Below are 25,505 nucleotides of genomic sequence, written 5' to 3' on the forward strand. Positions count from 1 at the left end.
TTATAGTTGGTCTTGAAAATCTTCAAATCCGTAAGCTTCAACCAAAGTCGCTTTTGCAGCATTGATATTATCGGTGGTAATCTCGTAGAAATTATCACCTAATTCTTCTAAAACCCCATCGATTTCAGCATTGCTTAATTTTTTGTTTGGATTGTATTTCAATGCATGGATGAAAGCCCAAGCTTCTGATAAAGTATGGTTCCTAATGGCGTCATCTGCAAATGCTTGATTCGCTGCATTCAAATAATGAACAGCTGTTCCAGCGGATACTTTTTCCCATTCATTTCTGATGATTTCGATCTGCTCATCTCTAGTTTCTAAATCTTGGTTTGAAATAGCTGCTCGTCCAGTAATGAAGGCATTCATTAAAGCCTCATTTGTGCCCAGTAAACCATCTCTTCCGTTAGAATATTTACCCCAAAATCTCGCCCCGTCAGGATTTCCTGGGAAATCAGTTGCTACTCCTAAGTAACCAAAGGCCTCATCCCAGTGATGCTCCATTGCTGTTCCTTTTCCTTCCTCTATTTCTTCATTATCTACATCCATTTTATCAGAACCCAAATAGATAGAAACTCCTTGGAAATAAAAGCATGAGCCCATCAAACCTTTTTCGATATATTGGATATGCTCAATACCGTTAGCATCGAAGAAATATTGTTTTGAACCATCGTTGGAGGTTACAACACCTGGTGTTCCATTGCTTCCTACACCGCCATCAGCCTCGGCCGTTGCCGCTGCAAAATCTCTGATGAATTCCTGAAACATGCTGATGTCTCCTTCAACTGTTTTATTTTCCAATTCTTTGCTATCAGCTTCATTCAATTCTGTATTGTTAAAAGCATTGTTTTCGTTAGCATACATATCCAACATTGCCTGAGCGTCTAAAACTTCTCCGTTGTTAGCAGTTTTCATGTAAACTGTTAATTCATCTAACATATCCAATCTTTGGATTTGTCCTGTATAGCTCACATTTTCAAAATCATAAGTCGATGGAATTTCATAGTTGCCATCATTTTCACTAACAGTGTTTTCATCGTCACAAGCAGTGAAGGCAAGAGCTGCCAATAGTGATAATCCTAGTAATCTTAACTTGATCATTTTTTGTAAAATTAATATTTGTATTTAGATTGATTCTAATGATGATGCAAAATTAATTTTATTTAGATTGCTTACAAATAAAAAACTACTTTTATTTAGATTACATATAAATAATTGCAAAAATGTGTCTTTAAACTATTTTTGAGACCTGTTTGGAGGTGGTTTGAATTACAAGAATAATACTTGGGTTCAATATTTATAGGGCGTCCTGAAGGGAAATTCATGAATCTGGCTATACAAATTGTAGCGACAATTCAGAATACTCATCATATATATAACTTAATTGCTATGATTATTTTGAATAATGGTTTTAATGGAATGAGATGTACTCTTACAGTAAATATTTTGAATAATCACTTTTTACGGGAATACCGCATAGCCAGTTGAGCCTGTCGAAATGTCTTGTAAAGAGGACATTACCTTTTTTCCTCCTTCTTTTAATTGATGACAATAGCTTACAGATAAGACGCAGACAAAGATCATAAGTAAGCTTATCATCAGCCTTCTATATAGGTTATTCATTTAAGCCTTTCATTTGATGCGGTGCAAAAATATTGGAATTTTCTATCATTTACTAAAAAACTATGACTTATTTAATATTTGGTTTGATTATAATCATTTATTAGTATGCTGATTTTCACAGTTTATCATAGCAATTCATGTGATTAGTTGTAATTTTACGCTGTTAATCGAAAAATACATTTGGAAATGGAATATAGGATTGAAAAAGACACAATGGGTGATGTGAAAGTGCCTGCTGATAAGTATTGGGGCGCCCAAACAGAAAGAAGTCGAAATAATTTCAAAATAGGTGCTGAAGCCAGTATGCCTTTGGAAATAGTGCACGGCTTTGCTTACCTCAAAAAGGCAGCGGCACATACCAATCACGAGTTAGGTGCTTTAAGTGAAGAAAAGAGAGATTTAATCTCAAAGGTTTGTGATGAGATTTTAGATAATCAGCATAACGATCAGTTTCCTTTGGTAGTGTGGCAAACGGGCTCCGGTACACAATCCAATATGAATGTAAACGAGGTGGTTTCGAACAGAGCTCAGATCTTGGCCGGAAAAACATATGAGGATGATAAATTAGTCCATCCTAATGATGATGTGAATAAATCCCAATCATCTAACGATACCTTTCCAACCGGAATGCATATAGCCTGCTATAAAATGGTCATAGAGACTACTATTCCCGGGATTGAAAAGTTACGAGATACATTAAAGGATAAATCAAAAGCCTTCGAAAAAGTTGTAAAGATTGGACGGACACATTTAATGGATGCAACTCCTTTAACCATAGGTCAGGAATTTTCCGGATATGTTTCACAGTTGGACCACGGCTTGAAAGCGCTGAGAAATACACTTGATCACCTATCGGAGATAGCGCTGGGCGGAACAGCGGTTGGAACTGGAATTAATACACCAGATGGATATTCGGAATTAGTTGCCAAAAAGATTGCAGAGTTTTCAGGATTGCCATTCCGAACGGCTGAAAATAAATTCGAGGCTTTGGCAGCTCATGATGCAATAGTAGAATCTCACGGAGCATTGAAGCAGATTGCTGTTTCATTGAATAAGATCGGAAATGATATTCGATTATTAGCTTCAGGACCAAGATCCGGAATTGGTGAAATCATAATTCCAGCAAATGAACCTGGTTCTTCAATCATGCCGGGTAAAGTAAATCCTACTCAAGCAGAAGCTTTAACTATGGTTTGTGCTCAAGTAATGGGAAATGATGTTACAATAACAGTAGGGGGCACGCAAGGGCATTATGAATTGAATGTTTTCAAACCAGTGATGGCGGCTAATTTTCTTCAGTCCGCAAGATTAATAGGAGATGCGTGTGTATCATTTAATGATAATTGTGCTATTGGAATCGAACCCAACTACGAAAGAATTAAAGAACATTTAGATAATTCCTTGATGCTGGTAACTGCATTAAATACCAAAATTGGATATGAGAAGGCAGCCAAGATAGCTAAGACGGCTCATGAAAATGGTACTAGACTTAAAGATGAGGCTGTTAATCTAGGATTTTTGACCGCAGAGGAATTTGATCAGTGGGTAAAACCAGAGGATATGATCGGCAGTTTGAAAAAACAATAAATAGTATTATTTGTCTTTATAGTAGTTATTTACTTACTTTAGTTGTACAAAATTGAATTAACCGAATTGATGATATGAAAAGCAAGATAAGTTTAATCGCCATTTTAATGATTTTTTGCATGGCATTTTCCGTTTCCGCTCAACTTAGCAGGAAGGAAAAAAAGGAAATGAAAAAAATGGCCAAAGAGCTCAAAAGAAATCCGGAGCAGATGAAGGCAATGGTTGAAGAGAATGAGAGTTTGAAAAGTTCAGTTGCCAGCTTAAATTCAGAAGTGGAAAATCTTAAAGGGCAGTTAAGCAATAAAAATGCTGAAATCGCTACCGCGAGACAAGAGGCGCAGGAGGCGAAAGCAATGGCTGAAGCACAACGACAAAGGGCCAACGAGATGGCAAAAAAGGTAAAAGAAGGTCAAAATAGCGAGCCAAATGCATTGGATGAAAGCGGAACTTGGTTTAAAGTGCAAGTAGGAGCTTTTGAAAATATCGATATGTCCGAATACTTCAAAAATAATCCCAATTTCAGTGGAGAAGAGACGGAAGAGGGTTTACAAAGAATTACTCTAGGACGATTTAGAGATTATTGGGAGGCCGATCGGTTCAAAAAGACTTTAAGAAAAATGGGCGTTAAAGAGGCTTGGATCGTACCTTACAAAGACGGTGCGCGGGTTCCTCTAAAAGAGGTGTTAGAAAACCTGTCTGCTAAACCGGAAAACGCTGGAGAATAGATCATTCTAGGCTTGCTTGAAACTAATTTCCATTTTATATCAATGGAAATATTGCAAAACACCATGCAATTAACTTTCGAGCAAGCTTTTTTTATATTCATTTTGTATCATTCATTTTGTCCTATAATTTGAAAATTGAATTCTCTTCCCTACCTACTATTCTAGATGGAGATATTTATCAGCTCCGAAAAGATAGAACTATTGAGAATATTTACATAGACAGTAGGAATGCTGTCACCAATCCTAAAAATTTATTTATCGCAATAAAGGGAGAGCGCCACAATGGTCATGATTTCATTGATGAACTCTATAAAAAAGGGATAAGAAATTTCATTATTGATCAAGAAATTAGTAGCCTTAATTACCCTGATGCCAATTTTTTTAAGTCTAATAACAGTGTGGAAGCTCTGCAGTCTTTAGCTGGTTACAAAAGAAAAAGCTTTACTGGTAAATTAATAAGCATTACGGGAAGCAATGGCAAAACCATTGTAAAAGAATGGTTGGGAAAATTAATTGAATCAGTTTATTCAGTTTATAGAAGTCCAAGAAGCTATAATTCACAGGTAGGAGTGCCTTTATCTTTATGGCATTTGAATAACTATCAAGATTATGCAATAATAGAGGCAGGTATATCCAAGCTGGGGGAGATGGAAAAATTGGAAGCCATTATCAAACCTGAAATTGGAATTTTTACGAACTTGGGCACTGCTCATGATGAAGGGTTTTCTAGTTTGGAAGAAAAAGCAAATCAAAAGGCTCTGTTATTTAAAGATGCAAAAACCATCATATTTTGTAAAGATTTCCCTGAAGTCTCTAATTCGCTACATAATATTCCAAGACTTGAAGAAAAAGAGTTTATAGGATGGTCATTTGAGGATAATACTTCTAATTTTTTTGTGGAAAGGGAAGAACGTGGAAATGGAACTGCTATTCGAATTCCTTTTGATGAGCAATTTCATATTTTTCATGTGCCTTTTCAGGATTATGCTTCGTTGGAAAATATCACGCATTGTTTGCTTTTATTATTGCACGAAGGGCTACCTATCAAAATAATTCAAAATACAGTAAATGATCTGAGACCTCTAAATATGAGGTTGGAAACCAAAAAAGGTAAGAACAATACATACCTGGTCGATGATTCCTATAATAATGATTTGGTCGGCTTAGATACAGCCCTGCAATTTTTTAGCCAGCAAAAGCAGTATCAAAAGAGGGTTCTCATTTTATCAGATTTATTAGAAACTGGACTCAGTTCAAAAATTTTGTACAAACAGCTAGCAGAAAGAATTTCTTCTGAGAAGCTCGACTTGATCGTAGGGATAGGAGATGAAATTTCACTGCTGTCAAATCATTACGAGGGGCAGGTTATTAATTTTGAAGACACCAATTCATTTCTAGAATATGAAAAAGATCATCCTTTTCAAGAGGCAGTAATTCTCATAAAGGGAGCTAGAAGGTTTGGTTTTGAGTCAATTGTCCAGAGATTAGAGCAAAAGATCCATGGAACCGTTCTAGAAATAGACCTCAATAAAATAACCCATAATTTGAACCTTTACCGGTCGAGATTAAAGCCCAATGTTAAAACCATGGTGATGGTAAAAGCATTTGCTTATGGCAGTAGTAGTCATGAGATTGCTAACTGGCTGGAATTTCAGAATGTGGATTATTTAGCAGTTGCTTATGCAGATGAAGGGGTAGTTTTGCGCCAGCACGGGATTAAATTACCCATTATGGTCATGAATCCGGACCCTAGGTCATTTGAACTTCTCCACCAATATGATTTAGAACCAGAATTGTACAGCCAGGAAATTTTCAGAGATTATGCTAGCTATACTCGAAACCAAAAGAAGCAATTTCGAATCCATTTGAAGTTAGACACAGGCATGCATAGGTTGGGTTTTGAGCCTGTGGAAATGGATATTTTAAAGTCACTATTAAAGGACAATCCCCAATTAAAAGTAAGCTCCATTTTTAGCCACCTGGCTGGATCTGATGAAGCATTGCACAATGGATTTTCTGCTCAGCAAGCTATGTCATTTAAGAAATCAGCAGATGCGATAATTGATCATATAGGCTATAAACCAATATTACATCTATTAAACAGTCCAGGTATCAGCCGATTTCCAGACTACCAATTTGATATGGTGCGATTGGGAATCGGCTTGTACGGAATCGATCCCACAGGCCTTCACAGTAGCCAATTAAAATCAGTTTCCACATTAAAAACTGTAATTTCACAAGTAAAGCAAATTAGAAAAGGGGAAACCATTGGCTATTCAAGAAAAGGGGTGGCTCATGAAGAAATGAAAATTGCCACGATTTCAATTGGTTATGCAGATGGGTTCAATAGAAAATTTAGCCAAGGTGTTGGACAAGTGATGATCAATGGAAAATTGGCTCCGGTTATCGGCAATGTATGCATGGACATGACAATGGTAGATGTGACCAATAGCGAATGTCGTGCAGGAGATGAAGTGATTGTCTTTGGAGAGAATCCCGATATTTCTGAAATGGCAGAAGCGATTGGTACAATCCCATACGAAATCCTTACCAATATCTCAGAGAGAGTAAAAAGGGTTTTTTATACTGAGTAAAACAAGCCCTTTTATTTTAACTTGTTATGTCTTTTAAGAATTACATCCAGTAAAAAATCCTAATAATTTGGAAAAATATAATTGAAGATCCTTGGATCTATCTGTTTTCGAAAAGTCTCCAATTCTTTTTTCATCTACTTTATGCTCTTTAAGAGTAGCTAAAATACAGCTCTTTTCCTTTTGATCTAGCATTTCTCGATTCGTCATCTTATTTAAGAAATAATCTGCGAATTTAAAGTCTAGCTGGTTGAAAACCAGCAATCCATATGTTAGGGAAATAATCGCAGAGTTTTTTGATGATTTCAATGTTGAATATAAATCACCTTTAGTCAGATCCGTTCCGATAAATTCAGCCTTCATTTTGACTAATTGCAACTCAGCATATAAGGCTGTTTTTCCAGAAGCCGTTGATGTATCTATCTCTAAAAATAACTTTGATTCAAAAAAAACCATCAAACTAGTTTCAAAAACCTTAAGCGTTTCGTCAAAAGGGGATTTTTGGGCGACTATGTTATGAGTGGTGCCAAAAAAACATACACCAGCAAGTATCCAGATGCATGCGAGTTTTGTAAGGGTTTTCTTCATATTATCTAAGATCATTTTAGCAACATTTCTAACAACTCGCTTCACATTTAGCCTGACATTCCCTTTCATCATCATCATTAAAGCTATCATTGAATTTTTTTGTTGTTATTTTTTCGCTGTAGTTAAAGCAAGGATGCTAAAACTTCTCTATTAAATATTGACAATTAGACCTTTCAGAGCTTTTGTTTTCATAAGACAAGAATCGGTAATATCCTCTCGAAAAAGCTCATTTAAAAGCTTGCGTAGGTCAATACTTTCAACATCAAAATTCTGATCTATGCTATAAAATAGTACTAGTTTAATTTATTCATATATGCATACCATCCGTACTTCTTTAGAAACAAATTATACAGAAAAAATGAATTAAATGAGACTTTCAGAACATATTTTACTTCATGCTGAAGCTTATGCGAAATAAAAATACCCATTTTTGGGTATTGCCAATTTTAGATTATCCATCGAACTTTGATAAAAAGCTTAGGGGATGAAGTTTTTCTTAGTTATATCAATTATTGCCTTTTGGTGGGTTCCTATGAACTCACCTGGCAATATTGGTATTTCTACTTTTTTGTATTCAACTGAATTGCTAGCACCAATGAATGAGATCAATGATACTACCATTGGCCAGCAGGAATTTTCAACTAAAAGGAAAATGGATCATTTTGGGTTTCGGTCAAGACGGGATATATTAATAAATGAGATCGATTAAGATGGAAGTAAACTATCAAAATATACAAGAAGAAATTCAAGGGAATTGGCTTTGCACCAAATCCTTTGATCAAACAGAGGAGGAATCAATAGATTTGGATTTTTCTTTATTGATTGCTAAAAATATTATCTCCAGGACAGGCGCTGGAGCCAGATATTGGCCTAATATTGCAAGTTTTGAATTAGTAGGATCAAACAAGGACGGGTATTTTTATCGGGAGGATGGATGTTTCATGCAAGTAAAGACTATAGCTAACAACGAAATGGTAATTGAACTTTTTTTGAAAGATAGCAGAGGACAGCTGAACACCGTAATTTTCACTTTTGAGAAGGAATTGGATTAGTAATTAACCTTATTTTAAGAATAGCAAAAACCTGCCTCAGTTTTCTTTTTAGTTAGGTATTTAGACTGAAAGTGCTTTCATCAGTTATTTAAGCTGTACGCCTTTCAGCTTTCATTTGCAGCTAAGCCTTTTCAATTTTTTCTTTTGACAAGATCTTATCTTCTTTTTCCAATTCCAATTCATCACTATCATCATTTGTTTTAGCTAGATACAGTTGCAGAAACATAGGAAAATGATCGGATCCAATATCGCTCATTCTTTTCATTTTTTGCAGTCGGAAATGTCCTGAACAAAAAACATGATCTAACGGCCATCTGGCAATACTGTGCTTTGCATGAAAGGAGCTGAAAAATCCTCTACCTCTTCTCGGATCCAATAGACCGCTAATTTTTAAAAATAGCTCAGTAGTATAACTCCATGCCACATCATTCAAGTCACCAGCCACAATTGTGGGTGTTTTATCAGCCTGGGTTTTTTGTCCTACAAGTAAAATCTCAGCATCACGAGCTGTAGATTTTGGATTTTCAGACGGTACTGGGGGTTCTGGATGAATCGCATATAGTTTTATTAGACGATTATTTAACTTGATATCCGTTTCAATTGACGGAATGTCATCTTTAATCCAATGGTGAACTCTTGTATTGATAAGCTCCAATTTTGAAAATAAAAGCATACCATAAGTATTCTCTTTATCTTCTAGGACATGATACTTATAATCATTACCAAAAGCATTGACACATTTTTCTTTCCACCATTCGTTAGTTTCTAAAAGTAATACAATATCAGATTGCTCTTTCTGTACCATTTTGGCCAATTTTCCCCAGTCCCGGTTACCTTGCAGAACATTGGCAATTAATAGTTTAATGCTAGGTTTTCGGTCAGTTGGCACAGAATCAATCTGCTTTTTTGCAAAGGGTAAATATGGATAAATCTGATAGGTTAAATAAAATTGGTTTGCAATAAGTAATAGTATAAAACCGTAAGAAAAGTATTCTTCAGCGGTGAATGTGAGAAAGGAGGCAATGACTATGATTAGGTTTGAAACCCACTTTTGCGCTCTAGGGAACTCAAAAACACGAAAAGTCCAATAATCATGACGAATTAAAGGAAGTAAGCTGATAAGTATCAAAACACTTCCTAAAACATAAATGAGAATCTTAACAAAATCTATCAATAGTTCTGGCTTCTATAGTCTGTTCAAGATAATAAAATCATTCTACTAAATTGGATTATAAAATAGTATTCACTAAAAATTGCTTACATATGACAAATTTCAAATAGATCATATCTATTTAATGGAAGTTCAATTGTTAGCTTTTTTATATAAAAAGTAACTCAAGTTAGCCACTAACTATTTGTTTTCACCCATTTCAATAGGGTCTTGTAATTCACTTTAGTACCATGCATTAATATTCCAATTCTATAAATTCTGCCAGCCATCCAAATAGTAAAAATAAATCCAACGATCATCAGCCCCATACTTAAAGCCAGTTCCCAAGCAGGAACACCAAAGGCAACCCTGGCCATCATGGCTACAGGAGCCGTGAAGGGAATAATGGACAACCAAAAGCTAACATTCCCATCCGGTTCGGGCATTACGAACATGAAGGTTCCTAAGAACCCGATAATCATAGGCATGGTAATCGGCATGGTGAATTGCTGAGCATCGGAGATATTATCGACCGCTGATCCAACTGCTGCGAATAGGGCACCATACAATAAATATCCACTGACAAAGAAAAAAGCAAAAACTGATATATAGTAGGCATAAGGAATATCATAAACGATATTGAGTATTTCCCCTACTTTAGAATTCTCCATCATTTCCTGTGCTTCGGTATTGCCATTCATGCCCGACATACTTTGCTGGGCAGTTTGCATATCGGCAGGATTCAAATCAAACATGCTAAAAACAGCTGATGATAGAACAAAAATCAAAACTACCCAAATTACAAACTGTAATAAGCCCACTGAAGCTACCCCTACTACTTTTCCAATCATAAGTTGGAATGGCTTCACAGAAGAAACAATAATTTCAACGATTTTACTCGATTTTTCCTCAATAACGCCTTGCATGATTTGACTTCCGTAAATCAAAACAAACATATAAACAAGAAAACTAAAGGCATAAGCAATACCATAAGCAACGCCTGCACTACTCGCTTTTTCCTCTCCAGAATCGGATACGTTGATAGTACTTAAGCTTATATTGGTTTTTAAACTTTCTAATTCCTCCTCATTAATTCCGCTAGCTTTTAATTTTTGATCTCGAATTTGAGATTCTATTTGATTTTCAAAATAGGAGCTGGCTTGCAAACTAGGATTCTTTTTGGCGTACATGGTGATCCCTTGCGGATCGCTCAATTCCAATTTTGGTAAATACAAAAGTGCGTAAGCCTCACTTTCAGTAAATATAGTTTTAGCTTCCTCTAAATTGATGTTTAATTCTTCAAAAGCATATTTGTTATCGTTTTCGAAATTAAAGGTTCCTGCTTCATCCAAAACATAAACTTGTTGTTGTTCAGCATTTTTGGATTCTTCTATAGCGAAATACAGCATACCGCCAATTATTGCAGGAAAAAGTAATGGAACTAATATGGTTGCTAATAAAAAACTTTTCTTTTTAACTCTGCTGTCGAATTCCCTTTTAATTACTAAGCCTATCTTGCTCATCTGATGGTTATTTTAAGGTTATGTTGTTGGAATGTTTTGTTTATCTCCTTTTACTAATTGGATAAAAATGTCATTGATGGATGGAATTTCCTCTTGAAATGACACAATATCTACATTTTGATTAATCAATTCCTGTAGTACTTGATTAGAGGAGGAGCCTGATATCAATTTTAAGGTTGATTGCTGTAACCCATCGCCCAATTCTGATTTATTTTCCAGATTGAAGGTATCATTAGTTGAAATACCGTTGCCTCTATGTACTAAAGTATATTGATTGGATTTAAATTGATTTTTGATTGTAGATTTTTCACCGTCTAAAATCTTCTCAGATTTATTGATCAATGCAATATAGTCACACATTTCCTCAACCGACTCCATTCTGTGTGTACTGAAAATAACAGTGCTTCCTTTCTCTCTCAGGCTTAAAATCTCATCTTTTATCAGATTGGCATTAATAGGGTCAAAACCCGAAAAAGGTTCATCTAAAATTATCAATTCCGGTTCATGCATCACCGTAGAGATGAACTGCACTTTTTGTTGCATTCCTTTAGATAGGTCTTCGATTTTCTTATCTAACCAATCCGATGCCTCAAATCTTTCCAACCAAGCCTTAATTTTTTGTACAGCTTCTTTTTTTGAAAGGCCTTTTAATTGAGCCAGATACAATAGTTGATCGCCAACTTTCATTTTTTTGTACAGGCCCCTTTCCTCAGGGAGGTAGCCAATTGTACCAATATGCTTTGGAGCTAAATTCTCCCCATTGATTTGGATCTGACCGCTATCAGCGTTAATGATTTGGTTTACAATTCTAATAAAAGTACTTTTTCCTGCTCCATTTGGACCCAACAAGCCAAAAATTGATTGCTTTGGGATTTCTAATTCCACGTTATGAAGCGCTACATTTTCATGAAATGTTTTATTAAGGTTCTTTGCGGTAAGTATATGCACGTTGATGTAATTTTTTTTACAAATGTATTCCAATAATTATTAACTGCAATAAATAGATTTATAATTGCATTATTTTGCTGATAAGTGGTTGTTAGCCTTTTTGCAATTGATCAATTAATTTTTCCTTTTGCTCTAACTGTTTTTCTATTCTTTCTTTGGCCTCTTTAACGTCATTTAATTCCGATCTCAACTCTGTTTCTTGTCGCTCTTGTTGCTCTTGAGTGGCTTGCAATTCCTCCATATTTTGCCTCATCTCTTCCTCTTGCGAATGCAATTGCTCTGATTGCTCCTGCATTTCAGCTAAAAGATGCTTGGTTTTTTCGTTATTCTTGAGGCTGTTTAGTTGCATGGCAATATTTTCCCCCATTTCTAACATGAAATCTATTTGGTATTGTTCAAAGGTATGGAATGATGCAATTTCAAAAATGCCGTAGACTTCTTCATTCACAATCATTGGAGTGATCAGAATTGATCTTGGATTAGCATCGCCTAAACCACTTTTAATGGTAATATAGCTTTCAGGAATCTCGGTTAAGTAAATATAATCTTTCTCTAGATAGCATTGACCTACCAAACCTTCTCCAGGATTCATTTTTCTTTCCAAATGCTTTTTACGATTAAAGGCGTATGCAGATTTTAGGGTAAGCATCAAATCCTGATCATTTTCATTTTCCAATAAAAATAATGCTCCTTGATTAGCCTCTAAATACTTCACCACAAAGGTGATAATCTTATCTGTTAATACTTTTAAATCCTCTTCTCCTCTTAGGAGTGAGCCTATTTCCGCTAAACCTTTTGTAGCCCATGCCCTTTTCTTTTCTTCAATTTGTGCTTTTTCGAGTTGACCTAAAGACTCTTCTAGTTCTTTCTCCTTTTCTGTGGCTCTTCGGTTTTCATCGGCAAATTGATTAGTAAGCTCTTGTGCTTTGTCGAATTCTTTTTGATTGAGTCTCTGCAAAAAGATAAATAGAAACCCTCCTAACAAGAACGCTCCAAACAGAACTGTAGTCCTGATCCAGGCTTGCTGAAAGGTGGAGTTGTCAAAGCTGGTATCAAAATAGTTATTTAATTCATGAATGTAGAGGACTGGAATTATGGAAATGATAAATGCTGGCAACCAAAATTGAGCTCTTTTATAATCAAATAAGCTAAATGCAATTAAAGAACCGACAATTTGGAAGGCATAAATTTCCTTGAGAATCATATCTTCTGCTTGCATGATAACTGCATGTAGCATTCCTATTACCAATGCCGGCATAATAGACATTAGAAATCTACTCAGAACATTCAATCCAAAATAGGAGGTGCTCAATACAATCACATAAGCGACCAGGCCATATAGGCAATACGGCAAAACCTCGGGTATGACTAATCCAGAAATTATAGCATAAAAGCTAATGATAATAATCAAAGCCAAATTAAGAATATTCCCTAATCTTATTTTAGTCTTAACGGAATCAGATATGTTATCTGTGATTCCAAACTCGACTATCCTTGTAAATATGTTCATAATGAATTGATTAATATGAAGCCTTTTCCAAAAGCTATCTTTGTAAAAATATGATAAAGCATTAGAAAATACACCCCTCTTCCAGATTTTTTTAGCCATTTGTTACAATCAGTAACCAATTTAATTTATATGATTTGTGCAAAAGAGTCACTATAACACTCTCAGGGCAATTAATCATATTTTTCTATGACGTAGATCATGGTTTCGCTAGCATTTACCGCCCACCTTTACATCATAATTAAAAGTCAAAAGCTATGAGAAATTTAATGATCATAATGATGCTGTTTTTTGCACCCTTGGTGTACGGACAGCAATTAACGGTAAACGAAAGCAATACTAAACTAAGCATTGATGGAACTTCCACAGTTCATGATTGGACAATTGAAGCTGAGGAGTTCGATGGAAAAGCGGATGTGGAAATAAAAGGCGATGCTTTACAAAGTATTAAAAGCTTAAGTTTTAATGTGCCGGTGAAAAGTTTGAAAAGTGGAAAATCTGCAATGGATGATAACACTTATGAAGCTTTGAAAGCTAAAAGTCATCCGGTTATCAAATATGAATTCCGCTCAATGGATAATGTAAAAGTGGATGGAAATAAGACTACTATGAGTACAAAAGGCTTACTAACTATCGGAGGAGTGAGTAAAATAGTCAATATGAATGTAACAGCAGATGCAAGTAATGGCATTGCATTCAGCGGAGATATCACCTTCAAAATGTCTGTTTTTGAAATTGACCCACCTACTGCGGTATTTGGAACAATCAAAACAGGCGATCAAGTAACCATAAAATTTAATGCACAATATAAATAAATCAAAGACAACAATTTAAATAAGAAAACCATGAAAACGTTTTTTAGATTCACAATGATCGCCCTCTTAATGGGCTTTGCGCAAGTGCTTTTCGCACAGGACGGTAGAAACCTACAGTTTTTCAGACCAGTAGGGCAACCAGGATTAAATGTATTTGAAACTTCAAAAGCTGATACAGTAGAATATGAAGGAATTAAAGTAAGAGTAGGTGGTGATTTTGCCATGCAATTTCAAGGCTTAAGTCAAAGTAATGACGCTGCGGCTGGTTCAGGTTTAGAATTGAAAGAGTTGAATAGCAATATGAACTTACCTACTGCAAACTTAAATTTAGATGTTCAAATGTATGATGGAGTAAGATTACACTTACGTACCTATTTATCTGCTCGTCACCACGCGGAAGCATGGGTAAAAGGGGGTCACTTACAAATTGATAAATTGGATTTCATTAGCGAAGGTTTTATGGAAGGTGTAATGAAATACACAACCGTAACCGTAGGTTTGGATGAGTTTAATTATGGTGACGCACACTTCAGAAGAACTGATAATGCAAGAGCCATTTACAACCCTTTTGTCGGTAACTATATCATGGATGCATTCTCTACTGAAGCTTTTGGTGAAGTAACTGTTCAAAACAATGGATTATTGGCAGTAGTTGGGGTTACAAACGGTAAATTAAACCAAAGCGTAACTTCTGGAACGGATAATAAATTATCTTTCTACACCAAGTTAGGATTTGACAAACAAATCAGTGATGATTTCAGAGCCCGTTTAACTGGTAGCTGGTATGTAAATACTGGAACAAGTACTGGAACTTGGTTGTACGGTGGTGACCGTGGAGGTTCTAGATATTACCAAGTATTGCATACAGTAGGAAATGACGCGCAAGGTGTTGCGGCTCAAGGAAGCGATTTTGATGGCAGATTTAATGCGAGATTCACCAAGATATCTGCAGTACAAATCAACCCATTTATTAAAGCAGGAGGATTTGAATTCTTCGGTATCTATGAAGTAGCTAGCGGTTTGAATGAAGGTGATGGTGCCATGACTCAAATTGCAGGTGAAGCACTGTACAGATTTGGAGCAAATGATCGATACTACATTGGTGGACGTTATAATACCGTAAACGGTAAAATGGCTGAAGCTGCAACAGAGGACATGAACATTAGCCGATTGAACTTCGGTGGTGGTTGGTTCTTAACCGATAACATCATTACTAAAGTAGAGTATGTAAATCAACAGTATAATGGTGATGCGTGGGCAGGACGATTTGCAGGAGCAGAATTCAAGGGTGTGATGATTGAAGCAGCAATTAGTTTCTAATTTGAAGCATCTTGTTTAGGGAAAGGCGGTGGAGCAATGCTTCATCGCTTTTTTTTAAATTAAACAAAACGTAATTTACCCTTGGATTAAAAAGCTAAATGAAATTTTCATTTCTACATATTCTACTTCTTTCTCTGATTGGGCTTTCTCCTGTTTTTGGACAGAACAGCAAGAAACTGGTGAAAATCAATACCCAAACCTCATATGTGGAAATCCATGGAACCACAAATGTTAATAGTTTTAATTGTAGCTACCGTGCTAACCTACCTGAAAATGAATTTGAAGTAGCTATTTACCAAAAAGGAAATGAGATAGAAATTCAACATGAGGCACTTTTCCTAAAAGTCCTCAATTTTAAATGCCCCAATTCCCAAATGACGGATGATTTCCATGATTTATTAGAATACGAGAATTATCCCTACATCATTTTTAAAATGACTAAAATCACAGATCACAATATGGCTCATATTATGATTGAGATGGCCGGAGAAAAACAGAATTATAAAGTAAAAGTAGAAAATAGCCTTCATAATAATGCAATTACTTCTAGTGCAATAATGCAGCTTTGCATCACAGATTTTGGACTAGAAGCACCTGAAAAGTTCTTCGGAATGGTGCAAGTCAATGAGAATATTGAAGTAGAATTCAAGATAGAATTAAATATGTACGATAAATAATTATTGTTTAACAATAATTTTGTTTAGTTTTGCCAATAATAAATAAAAGTAGAACTATGAAAAGTAATCTTATCTTATCTATTAGTGCAGCATTGATGCAGGTGGCAAGGGTTGTTATTGCCTTATTAGCAGGTTTAATTATCGTAATGTTTATCGGTTCATTCGTAAACGACACTATCGTTCTTTCAGAATTCTTAAAATCAGTATCTTTATCTGGTACAGGTTCGGGCCACATTGTTTATAATTTAAGAGAGGGTAATTTTTGGGTATCTTTCTTTGTGATTATCCAAAATCTGGCCATACTAATTGTCTGGTTTCTGATATTGGGATATGGAAAGGAAATTATGATTAATATAAAGAGTATCAGAACTTTTGCTAAAGATAACGTAAAAGCATTTAGTAGAATAAGCAGCTTAGCTTTACTATTAGTAATCATCCAGTTCATTGCTCTTAGCCCTGGTAAAATTGGACTCAAAATAGAGTTTAGCTACGTATTTTTTGCTTTTGCGGCAATTATTTTAACCCAGGTTTTTAAAGAAGGACAGAGGTTATTAGAAGAAAATGAATTAACTGTTTAAATCATGCCTATAGTCGTAAATGTAGATGTCATGTTGGCCAGAAGAAAAATGCAATCGAAAGAATTGGCTGAAATCATTGGGGTAACAGTTGCTAATTTATCAATTTTAAAAACGGGCAAAGCTAAAGCGATCAGATTTTCCACTTTAGAAGCTATTTGTAAAGCTTTGGATTGTCAACCTGGCGATCTGTTGGAATATCGGGAAGAGTAGAATTTTATTCAAGCTTTTTATTTTAGCTATTTCAAATTTTTAGGGTGATTTTCGATTGACAATCTTCTAACTCTAAACTTCTAACTCTTTCCCCTATATTTGTAAATTAATTTAAAACGCTGTATATCATTCTCAAGTAGCATGGAAAAACTAGTTGTTGACGCTTCCAAACCGAAATGGCACATTAATTTGAAGGAATTATGGGCTTACCGAGATTTGTTTTACATTTTGGCCTACCGAGATTTGAGAGTTCGATATGCTCAAACATTTTTAGGTTTAGCCTGGGCATTTATTCAGCCATTAGCCACTCTTGTGATCTTTACGGTAGTTTTTGGAAGAGTAGCGCAAGTTGATACTGGTGGAATTCCTTACCCGCTCTTTGCTGTATGCGGAATGGCTTCCTGGTCCTATTTTTCTTTCGTATTGAATCAATCGGGTAATTCTATTATTGGTGCCCAGGAGATGGTGAAGAAAATCTATTTTCCTCGTTTGGTAATTCCATTATCAAAAGCATTAGTGGGATTTGTAGATTTTGCCATAGCTTTACTATTTGTGGTGATTTTAATGATCTATTATGGGTTTATTCCATCAGCTAATATTGTTTATCTGCCCATCTTTATTGCCTTAACCATTATTTCAGCACTGGCAGTCGGAATTTGGCTAAGCGCTTTGACTATTCGATACCGTGATTTTCAGCACGTAGTCCCCTTTTTAGTACAGTTTGGATTATATGCGACTCCCGTAGGTTATCAAGCTAAAGATGTGTTTAACAGAATTCCTGATTGGGCCTCCTTTGTCTATTATGCAAATCCTATGGCAGGTGTGGTAGAAGGTTTTAGATGGAGTTTGCTAGGCGGTGACCCACCCAGTATTTTTGCTTACTTCTCTTTTAGCATAGTTATTCTCCTTTTCATCACTGGACTTCTGTATTTCAAAAGAGTAGAGAAAGTAATGGCGGATATAGTGTAGAAGCTAGAGCCTAGAATCTAGACTTCTTCTGCCTAACTTCCCACTTCCAACATCCATCTCCCAACTTCGCTCTTCTGACTTCCAACTCACATTCTTCATCGAAATCAGTTAAAATCCTTTTTATAAACTGTGAGAAGCATTAATTTTGGATAATATATTATAATTTATGGAACATTGGTTTGCTATTTACACGAAATCCAGAACGGAGAAGAAGGTTGCAGATAGGCTTGCCGATCAGCATATAGAAGTCTATTGCCCAGTCCAAACGGTATTACGACAGTGGTCAGATAGAAAAAAGAAAGTAAAAGTTGCTGTTTTCCCTTCCTATGTATTTGTAAAGTTTCAAGATGATCATGAGCGATTGCGGATATTGCAAACTCCAGGTGTGGTGAACTTCGTACGTCATTTGGGTGCAGATGCAAAAATTCGCCCCAAGGAAATTGAAGCCATACAAAATTTGTTGGGAGAATATGAGGAAGTAAGTGTGGAGCCCCTTGAAAAAGGTGATAAAGTGCAAATACAGCACGGAGGTATGAAAGGACAACAAGGTAAAATAATTATCGCTCAAAAAGACAAAGTAATTGTATATATTGAAAGTCTAGGCCTAAGCTTAAAAGCAGAGGTAAGCAAGGCCAAAGTGAAAAAAGTTGGAAAAGAGGAAGATAATAAGGGTAGGAAGTATCATTTTTAGTGGAGTTACTGCAATAGCGCAAGCGTCCGTTTGTGCTTGTTTGCTGATACTGAAAAGCTTGTATTGTTGAGAAACCTGGTCCAATCAGTCGCTTGAACCATTGAGAGGAATGTTTCAGCATATTGGTCTGACGGTTGTACCGGTTTGACTGGTAAAAAGAGAATAGTGATAAATTTTCTTTCTACTACTTCATTAAATTCTGTGCCCATCCCCCATTGGGGGATTATAGGAGGCTAGCTAAGTTCCAAAAATGGGACTGAAAGGGCGGAGCCGTAATCGGAGCAAAGTGGGGATCACGAAAACTGAAAAACATCTTCAAACCAGATGCCAGCTTTAAGTAAGAGTTCTAGAGATCCATAATATTATTTGAGGTTATAATCGAATCTAAAAACAAAACCACGACAACAATATCCCTGTTAAGTTAAAAAATGAAATTGCATAATTTAATTTTTAAATTGAATTGTGTAAATTATAGTAATTGAAATCTAATTATCATGGACATTCAAACAAAAAAGCTATCACTAATTAATAGAATTATTCAGCATAAGGATGAAAGTACCTTAGATAAAATTGCCTTGATATTTGAAGAAGATAAGTTACAAGACTTAACCGAGCAGGATATTATTCAACGCTCTGAAAAAGCCGAAAAAGATTATAGAGAAGGTAAGGTTTTTTCTACAAAAGAGCTATTGAAAATTACGGAAAGTTGGTAGGATGAAGATACTTTGGTCTGAACAGTCTGTTTAAGCACTGGAAAAAAATAGTCAAATTTTATAAAAGAATTGCTGGTGAGGATGTTGGCATTAGAATCCAAACTGAAATTGTAAATGCTACTGTAAAACTTGAAGACCATCCTAAAATTGGTAGAATAGATCCTTTATTAACCTTTAAAAATTTAGGACATAGATACCTAATTAGCGGTCACTGCAAAATTTTTTACGATATAATAGATGATGATATTTTGATCACAGATGTTTTTGATAAACGTCAAGCACCAAATAAAATCAAAAAAGATATTTAATAATACAGATTCTTTGTGCCTTCGAGCCTTTGTGGTTAGCCCAAAGCCTTAGGCTTTCAAAAAATTAAACTTAGCGAGAAACCAAACAAAATATGACCAACACCGCCATCAGCGTACAAGGCTTAGGCAAGAACTACATCATCGGCCATAAAAAAGAAGGAGACTTCCGACATGCCATTGGCAATAAGCTGAAGAACATCTTCAAGCCCGATGCCAGCGAGAAAGAAGTCTTTTGGGCACTGAAAGACATTGACTTTGAAATCAAACATGGAGAGGCTGTTGGAATAATTGGCAGGAACGGAGCAGGCAAAAGCACTCTCTTGAAAATACTCAGCCGCATTACAGACCCAAGCACAGGACGCTTTGAAATAAATGGACGTGTGTCCTCTTTATTGGAAGTAGGGACTGGTTTTCATGCAGAACTTTCAGGCAGGGAAAACATCTATCTCAATGGCACCATATTGGGCATGAAAAGAGCCGAAATCAGACAAAAATTTGATGAAATAGTGGATTTCAGCGGAGTAGAAAAGTTTTTGGATACGCCCGTTAAACACTACAGCTCTGGTATGAAAGTACGCTTGGCTTTTTCGGTGGCTGCCCACCTTGAACCCGAAATTCTAATTGTTGATGAGGTGCTGGCTGTAGGAGATGCCGAATTCCAAAAGAAGTGCTTAGGCAAAATGGATCAGGTAAGTAAAAATGAGGGGAGGACGGTGATATTTGTGAGTCATAATATGGGGGCGGTGCAAACTCTTTGTCAGAATGGAATTTTCTTGCTTGATGGCAGGATAAATTTTCATGATACAATTGACAAAACCATACAGGAATATTTGGGAAGTGTGAAACATGCCACTACTTCAAATTCTTGGATAAAAGAAAAACTTGATACTAAACTACCATTAGAAATAGTTGGTGTTACAGTTTTCGTTGAAGGCAAGCAGCCAATGCACAAGTTACGAGTGATAACAAAGTTGAATTCAAATACTAGGCATTTACCTGCTTTTATAGCTTTCAATATATATTCGATTGAAAACGTTCCGATTTTTCAGGCTATACCTACAGAGAAACCTTTTATCAATTATAATAAAGAGACTGAGATTGATTCTGAGATAGTTTTACCTCCCTTAATTCCGGGTAGTTATACGGTTTCAGTATGGGTTGGCTCTCATTACTCTGACACTTTTAGTTGGGAAAAAGAGCGTGTTTCATTTGAGATAGATACCTCTCCTATTAGTGCAAGAACGCAGCCGCATTCCCACAAAAATGGTTACATAGTACCTCATTCTAAACTGATTACATGATTAAGAAAATTATAAAGTTCACTGTTAGTAAACTTGGATATAAAATTAAGGCTAAGCATCCTTTTGAAGATCTAGGGGCTAAGCTATATTCGAAATATTGTAAATTTACAATGATTCCTCATGATTTGTATGTTGATAACATTGAATTAGTATCGGGTTTTTCAAATGTCGATGGGTGTATTGTAGAATGCGGGGTATGGAGAGGCGGAATGAGTGCAGGCATGGCAGAAGTATTTTCAAATAGAAGGGTTTACCTATTTGATAGTTTTGAAGGATTGCCTGATGCTAAGGAGATTGATGGTGAAGCCGCATTAAAATGGCAAAAAAATATCAATGGACCAAATTACCACGATAATTGTACAGCAGAAATTAAGGAAGCTGAAGAGGCCATGCTATTAAGCGGTGCAGAATTTGAATTAGTTAAAGGGTGGTTTAAGGTAACTCTTCCAAATTACAAGTTTGAAGAAAAAATAGCTATTCTCAGATTGGATGCAGACTGGTATGACTCTACTATGGAGTGTTTAGACAACTTATTTCCAAAGGTAATTAGAGGTGGAGTCATAATTTTCGATGACTATTACACTTGGGACGGTTGCAGTAGGGCTTTGCATGATTTCTTGAGCAAAACTAAATCAACATCAAGGATTCATAAAACTGCAAAGGGGTTGTCATATATAATTAAACAAGATTAATGCAGAAACTATATATTCATACTGAAGATATACATAACACCAAGGCTGCTGAACTCATTGTCCCACTTATTGATAGCATATTTTCTCCTGAAAGTATTTTAGACATTGGATGTGGTTTGGGTACTTGGTTAAAAGTGTTTTATGAAAAGAGAGACATTACAGATATTCTAGGGTTGGACGGTAGTTATTTAGATAAATCAAAATTAGTTATAAAAGATGAGTTCTTTCAAGAGGCTGATTTAAGGTATAAAATAGATTTAGATCGTGATTTTGATTTGGTTTTATGTCTAGAGGTTGCTGAACATTTACCTGAGGAAGTGAGTGATACATTAATAGAGACCCTATGTAGGCATTCGAATAATATTGTTTTTTCAGCAGCAATTCCTGGACAAGGAGGCCAAAACCACATCAATGAACAATGGCCTCAATATTGGGCTGACAAATTTATTAAGTATGGCTACAAACGATACGATTTGATTCGGCCGAAAGTCTGGAACAACCCAAAGGTAGATGTTTGGTATCGGCAGAATATGTTTGTTTTCAGTAAAGAGGTTATTCAAGAAGAGCCTCATACTGTTATAGCAGAAATCCACCCCGATTTGTGGGATTTAAAAATTAAATCGCTTGAGAAGACTCTAGCTTCAGAAAATAGTTTTGAAGACGGTTCCGCAGGAATCAAAAGATCTTTCAGAGCATTAAAAAATGCTATTTACAATAAATTAAAGTAAAATGACATCTCCATTAGTTTCTGTTCTAATGCCTGTATATAATTCTGAAAGGTATTTAGAAGATGCAATTGAAAGCATACTAAATCAAACGCTTTTTGATTTTGAATTCTTAATTTTTGATGATGGCTCAACCGACAAATCGAAGGAAATTATACAAAAATATGCTATCAGCGACAAGAGAATTAAACCGTACTTTAGTAAGGAGAACCGGGGCTACGTTGTACATTTGAATAAGGGAATTGAACTGGCAAGGGGAGAATACATCGCAAGAATGGACAGCGATGATATTTCAATGCCGGACAGATTGCAAGTACAATTAGACTATCTGAATAAAAATAGTGGTATTATAATATGCGGAACTGAATCTATTAGCATAGATGAAAACGGAAGGTCACTTGGCTGGCCGAAACGACTAACAGAACCTAGTGATTTGTTCTTTATCAGCTTTTTTATCAACCCACTTGCACACCCTACGGTGATGTACAGCAAAGAGGCTATCATTAAATTGGGCGGGTATAATCCAAAAAAACTACCTTCAGAGGATTATGATTTATGGACAAGAGCTATTCTTGTGGGCAAACTAGGAAATATAGACCAGCCTTTATTAAAATATAGGCAACACAATCAATCAATTACTGCAAGAAAAAGAGAAATACAAAGAAGTAATTCTAATGAGACTTTACGTACTTTATGGTTCGATGCCTTGCATGTCGAGCTTAGTACAGAGGAAACCTTATTTCTGAGAAATTTTCACAAGGGATATGATATGCTCCCTCCCAATAGGACTTACGCTCTCTACAAGAAACTACGGAAGCTCAAAAGATACCATAAAAGTAAAAATTCTAAGATTAGCCCAGCAAGTTCCGAATTTTACAATAAGAGGGTTGTTTATCTCCTCTTAATCAGTAGACGACATTCCTTTTTGCAGTTTTCCAACTTTTTAGTAAAACTGCTATGTACTGAGCCTTTGGTTCTTCGAAACTATCTTTTAAATAAATGAGTACCGTCAAACCCTTAGTATCAATCATAATGCCTGCATATAATGCGGAAGAATATATTCATCAAGCTATTGAATCTATTGTCAACCAAACATATGATCATTGGGAGCTTTTGATTTGTGATGATGGTTCTACGGATAAGACATGCAAAGTAATTAGCGATTTTTCGGATAAAAGGATACAATTGGTTGCAAAAACGAAAAATACAGGAGCCTTTATTTCAAAAAACCTACTGATAAGTAAGGCAAATGGGTCGTACATCACTTTCTTAGACGCAGATGATATTATGAGTCCGAGCAGAATAGAACTCCAGTTGAAAGCATTTTCACGAAATGCAAAATTGGGGATGGTTGGCTGTCAGATGGGATATATAAATAAAAATGGTAGAATAATAAGGCATAGTAACAGGCCATTAAATTATGAAGATATAATTAAGGATATATACTCAAATAATGTTATTGGTGGGTCTACAATGTTTATAAAAAAGTCAGTACTTGATGATATTGGCGGAGGTTTTAGAAGTTATTTTAAAAGACTATCATATCAAGATTATGATCTATCTATTTTAATTGCAGAAAAATATCCATGCTATAACTTACCTGATTTTCTATATTACTATAGGCAGCATGATACCTCAATTTCAAAAGTTTGTGACCCAGATAGATTACTTGCCAAGGATCTTGTTATTTATCTTGCCAAACAACGTAGAGAAAGGGGAACAGATGATCTTATGGAAGGGAAATCTCAACTGGTAGATCAATATTTAAATGAGCTCCGATTGCCATATATCGAAGATCCTTCTAAAATATACAGGCAGTTTGCGGCTGATTATATGTATGCAGAACTTTATGTCAAAGCAATAAAAACTTCATGGCACAGTATTATCAAACGCCCTTACCTTGTCAAAAACTGGCGTACCTTTTTTTATTGCGTGCGTATGTCTATATATTTTACATTTACTATTTCTAAACGAGTACCCAATGAATATATTGTTTATAGCAGATCCGAATTCGATTCATGATGAAAAATGGATTACTTATTTCACGAATAGTCAAGGGTTTAAAACGTATATAATTGCCAGAAAACCACATTTTGTAGAATATTCTAATAGAGATTTGAATTCTCTACCTATTATCAAGTCAATTTCCGACTTTTCCTTTTTCTGGATATTTAGAACTATTCGATCAGCTAGGATTATCAAAAAAACAATTTTGTCCTACGATATTGATGTGATAAATATCCAATATGCTGAGCCAAGTGCTCTTTGGTGCTTACTTAGATGGTATTTTAAAAAGCCTATGGTAATTACCACATTAGGGACAGACGTACTAAAAACCATCCCTGAGGTGTTTGCAAAAAAGAATTTTATAAATAAACTAGTAGGACCAGCTTATCAATATGTATTTAGTAAGGCAGATTGGGTGACAGGAACCTCGCAAAGACAATTAGATTCTATTACTGAATTCTCGGGAAGAAAAGACAAAATGACTGTCGTGAGGACAGGTGTAGATTTGGAACGACTGAAGACAGATACTAGATCGTTTTTTCCACTTAAAGATGATAAGCCATTTATACTTTTCCCCCGATATATCAAACCAATTTATAACCATGAATTCTGCTTAAGAGCTATAGACTGGTTACCTATAAAGCTAAAGAAAAAATATAGAATGGTGTTTGTAGGTAAAGACTGTGGCGACATAGATTATCAAAATAGCTTAATGGAAACCATGTCTAAAATGACTGACGTGGATTTTTCATTTATTGGGAAGCAGAAACAAGAGGCGGTTTTTGAGCTATATAAAAAATCTGCTTTAGTCGTTATGACGCCTGTGTCAGATGGGAGTCCAGTATCAGCAATGGAGGTACTGCTTTGTGGAGTCAAAATAATACTGGGTCCATTAGACTATGATCAAGATATTTATTCTGAAAATGTGGTGAGACTAAGTAGTTGGGATCCTACCGAACTTTCAGAAACTATAACGACTCTACTAGACGAAAATACTGAGCATGACCCATTATCTCCCGAAGTTTCGAAAATGATGGATATGAAATATAATATGGAGATCGTTGGAAAAATTTACAAGGAATTAGCTGAAAAAAATTGACCAAAAAGACATTTCTGTACTTTGTAAGTTTACTCGGCAGTTCTCAAGCCTAGTATGTTTCATGTAACTATGCAGAATGAAAATCTTTCTAATGAAACAGTTGTTATTA

The 25,505-nt window shown here is 35.6% G+C and carries 26 protein-coding genes; 20 read left to right on the top strand and 6 right to left on the bottom strand.

Going from position 1 to position 25,505, the window contains the following annotated elements; translation table 11 throughout:
• On the bottom strand, positions 1-1,098 hold the full coding sequence (locus tag Q3Y49_RS06145; RefSeq protein ID WP_303271407.1) for a DUF4856 domain-containing protein: 1,098 nt from the start codon (positions 1,096-1,098) through the stop codon (positions 1-3).
• 708 nt (positions 1,099-1,806) lie between these two features.
• Here Q3Y49_RS06145 and fumC point away from each other — a divergent pair.
• The 3 genes from fumC (at position 1,807) to Q3Y49_RS06160 (ending at position 6,526) form a co-directional block, all read left to right on the top strand.
• A complete protein-coding gene (gene fumC, locus Q3Y49_RS06150) occupies positions 1,807-3,207 on the top strand; it encodes a class II fumarate hydratase (protein WP_303271408.1) in 1,401 nt (466 codons plus the stop codon).
• Positions 3,208-3,281: 74 nt separating this feature from the next.
• Positions 3,282-3,932 (top strand): Ezrin/radixin/moesin family protein, encoded by a 651-nt coding sequence (locus Q3Y49_RS06155; protein ID WP_303271409.1) that lies wholly within the window; start codon positions 3,282-3,284, stop codon positions 3,930-3,932.
• Between the two features lie 128 nt (positions 3,933-4,060).
• Positions 4,061-6,526, top strand: coding sequence for a bifunctional UDP-N-acetylmuramoyl-tripeptide:D-alanyl-D-alanine ligase/alanine racemase (locus tag Q3Y49_RS06160; RefSeq protein WP_303271410.1), 2,466 nt, complete (start codon positions 4,061-4,063; stop codon positions 6,524-6,526).
• Positions 6,527-6,559: 33 nt separating this feature from the next.
• Here Q3Y49_RS06160 and Q3Y49_RS06165 read toward each other — a convergent pair whose 3' ends face one another.
• Positions 6,560-7,201 (bottom strand): hypothetical protein, encoded by a 642-nt coding sequence (locus Q3Y49_RS06165; RefSeq protein WP_303271411.1) that lies wholly within the window; start codon positions 7,199-7,201, stop codon positions 6,560-6,562.
• 394 nt (positions 7,202-7,595) lie between these two features.
• Between Q3Y49_RS06165 and Q3Y49_RS06170 the strand changes: the two genes are divergently transcribed.
• Positions 7,596-7,820, top strand: a complete 225-nt coding sequence (locus tag Q3Y49_RS06170; protein WP_303271412.1) for a hypothetical protein — start codon at positions 7,596-7,598, stop codon at positions 7,818-7,820.
• The gene (locus Q3Y49_RS06175; protein WP_303271413.1) at positions 7,807-8,163 is read left to right on the top strand and encodes a hypothetical protein; all 357 of its coding nucleotides are present in this window, start codon (positions 7,807-7,809) and stop codon (positions 8,161-8,163) included. Before Q3Y49_RS06170 ends, Q3Y49_RS06175 begins: the two co-directional genes overlap by 14 nt.
• A gap of 121 nt (positions 8,164-8,284) precedes the next feature.
• Here Q3Y49_RS06175 and Q3Y49_RS06180 read toward each other — a convergent pair whose 3' ends face one another.
• From Q3Y49_RS06180 to Q3Y49_RS06195, 4 genes are all read right to left on the bottom strand, one after another.
• Complete coding sequence (locus Q3Y49_RS06180) at positions 8,285-9,337, bottom strand: endonuclease/exonuclease/phosphatase family protein (protein WP_303271414.1); 1,053 nt, start codon at positions 9,335-9,337, stop codon at positions 8,285-8,287.
• A gap of 173 nt (positions 9,338-9,510) precedes the next feature.
• A complete protein-coding gene (locus Q3Y49_RS06185) occupies positions 9,511-10,836 on the bottom strand; it encodes an ABC transporter permease (protein WP_303271415.1) in 1,326 nt (441 codons plus the stop codon).
• Between the two features lie 18 nt (positions 10,837-10,854).
• Complete coding sequence (locus tag Q3Y49_RS06190) at positions 10,855-11,784, bottom strand: ABC transporter ATP-binding protein (RefSeq protein ID WP_303271416.1); 930 nt, start codon at positions 11,782-11,784, stop codon at positions 10,855-10,857.
• Between the two features lie 91 nt (positions 11,785-11,875).
• On the bottom strand, positions 11,876-13,294 hold the full coding sequence (locus Q3Y49_RS06195; protein WP_303271417.1) for a GAF domain-containing protein: 1,419 nt from the start codon (positions 13,292-13,294) through the stop codon (positions 11,876-11,878).
• A gap of 254 nt (positions 13,295-13,548) precedes the next feature.
• Here Q3Y49_RS06195 and Q3Y49_RS06200 point away from each other — a divergent pair, with 254 nt between their 5' ends.
• From Q3Y49_RS06200 to Q3Y49_RS06265, 15 genes are all read left to right on the top strand, one after another.
• On the top strand, positions 13,549-14,106 hold the full coding sequence (locus tag Q3Y49_RS06200; protein ID WP_303271418.1) for a YceI family protein: 558 nt from the start codon (positions 13,549-13,551) through the stop codon (positions 14,104-14,106).
• A 30-nt stretch (positions 14,107-14,136) separates the two neighbouring features.
• The gene (locus Q3Y49_RS06205) at positions 14,137-15,426 is read left to right on the top strand and encodes a hypothetical protein (protein WP_303271419.1); all 1,290 of its coding nucleotides are present in this window, start codon (positions 14,137-14,139) and stop codon (positions 15,424-15,426) included.
• Positions 15,427-15,524: 98 nt separating this feature from the next.
• Entirely contained in the window at positions 15,525-16,103 is a 579-nt protein-coding gene (locus Q3Y49_RS06210; protein WP_303271420.1) for a YceI family protein, read from the top strand.
• A gap of 56 nt (positions 16,104-16,159) precedes the next feature.
• Positions 16,160-16,681, top strand: coding sequence for a DUF2975 domain-containing protein (locus Q3Y49_RS06215; RefSeq protein ID WP_303271421.1), 522 nt, complete (start codon positions 16,160-16,162; stop codon positions 16,679-16,681).
• Between the two features lie 3 nt (positions 16,682-16,684).
• A complete protein-coding gene (locus Q3Y49_RS06220) occupies positions 16,685-16,891 on the top strand; it encodes a helix-turn-helix domain-containing protein (RefSeq protein WP_303271422.1) in 207 nt (68 codons plus the stop codon).
• Between the two features lie 141 nt (positions 16,892-17,032).
• The gene (locus Q3Y49_RS06225) at positions 17,033-17,860 is read left to right on the top strand and encodes an ABC transporter permease (RefSeq protein WP_303271423.1); all 828 of its coding nucleotides are present in this window, start codon (positions 17,033-17,035) and stop codon (positions 17,858-17,860) included.
• Positions 17,861-18,026: 166 nt separating this feature from the next.
• Positions 18,027-18,551, top strand: a complete 525-nt coding sequence (locus tag Q3Y49_RS06230; RefSeq protein WP_303271424.1) for a UpxY family transcription antiterminator — start codon at positions 18,027-18,029, stop codon at positions 18,549-18,551.
• Between the two features lie 494 nt (positions 18,552-19,045).
• Positions 19,046-19,264: a hypothetical protein gene (locus Q3Y49_RS06235; protein ID WP_303271425.1), complete on the top strand. Its 219-nt coding sequence runs from the start codon at positions 19,046-19,048 to the stop codon at positions 19,262-19,264.
• Positions 19,265-19,290: 26 nt separating this feature from the next.
• Positions 19,291-19,572 carry a type II toxin-antitoxin system RelE/ParE family toxin gene (locus Q3Y49_RS18725; protein WP_367892475.1) on the top strand — a complete coding sequence of 94 codons (282 nt, stop codon included), beginning with the start codon at positions 19,291-19,293 and terminating at the stop codon, positions 19,570-19,572.
• Positions 19,573-19,664: 92 nt separating this feature from the next.
• Positions 19,665-20,873: an ABC transporter ATP-binding protein gene (locus tag Q3Y49_RS06240; protein ID WP_303271426.1), complete on the top strand. Its 1,209-nt coding sequence runs from the start codon at positions 19,665-19,667 to the stop codon at positions 20,871-20,873.
• Positions 20,870-21,565, top strand: a complete 696-nt coding sequence (locus Q3Y49_RS06245) for a TylF/MycF/NovP-related O-methyltransferase (RefSeq protein ID WP_303271427.1) — start codon at positions 20,870-20,872, stop codon at positions 21,563-21,565. The genes Q3Y49_RS06240 and Q3Y49_RS06245 overlap by 4 nt, the downstream gene beginning before the upstream one ends.
• On the top strand, positions 21,565-22,293 hold the full coding sequence (locus Q3Y49_RS06250) for a class I SAM-dependent methyltransferase (RefSeq protein ID WP_303271428.1): 729 nt from the start codon (positions 21,565-21,567) through the stop codon (positions 22,291-22,293). The genes Q3Y49_RS06245 and Q3Y49_RS06250 overlap by 1 nt, the downstream gene beginning before the upstream one ends.
• A 1-nt stretch (position 22,294) precedes the next feature.
• Positions 22,295-23,293, top strand: coding sequence for a glycosyltransferase family 2 protein (locus Q3Y49_RS06255; protein ID WP_303271429.1), 999 nt, complete (start codon positions 22,295-22,297; stop codon positions 23,291-23,293).
• Positions 23,290-24,312, top strand: a complete 1,023-nt coding sequence (locus tag Q3Y49_RS06260; RefSeq protein WP_303271430.1) for a glycosyltransferase family 2 protein — start codon at positions 23,290-23,292, stop codon at positions 24,310-24,312. The genes Q3Y49_RS06255 and Q3Y49_RS06260 overlap by 4 nt, the downstream gene beginning before the upstream one ends.
• Positions 24,272-25,396 carry a glycosyltransferase family 4 protein gene (locus Q3Y49_RS06265; protein WP_303271431.1) on the top strand — a complete coding sequence of 375 codons (1,125 nt, stop codon included), beginning with the start codon at positions 24,272-24,274 and terminating at the stop codon, positions 25,394-25,396. Before Q3Y49_RS06260 ends, Q3Y49_RS06265 begins: the two co-directional genes overlap by 41 nt.
• Positions 25,397-25,505 lie beyond the last annotated feature (109 nt).

The sequence above is a fragment of the Marivirga harenae genome (assembly GCF_030534335.1).
Classification (GTDB): Bacteria; Bacteroidota; Bacteroidia; order Cytophagales; family Cyclobacteriaceae; genus Marivirga; species Marivirga harenae.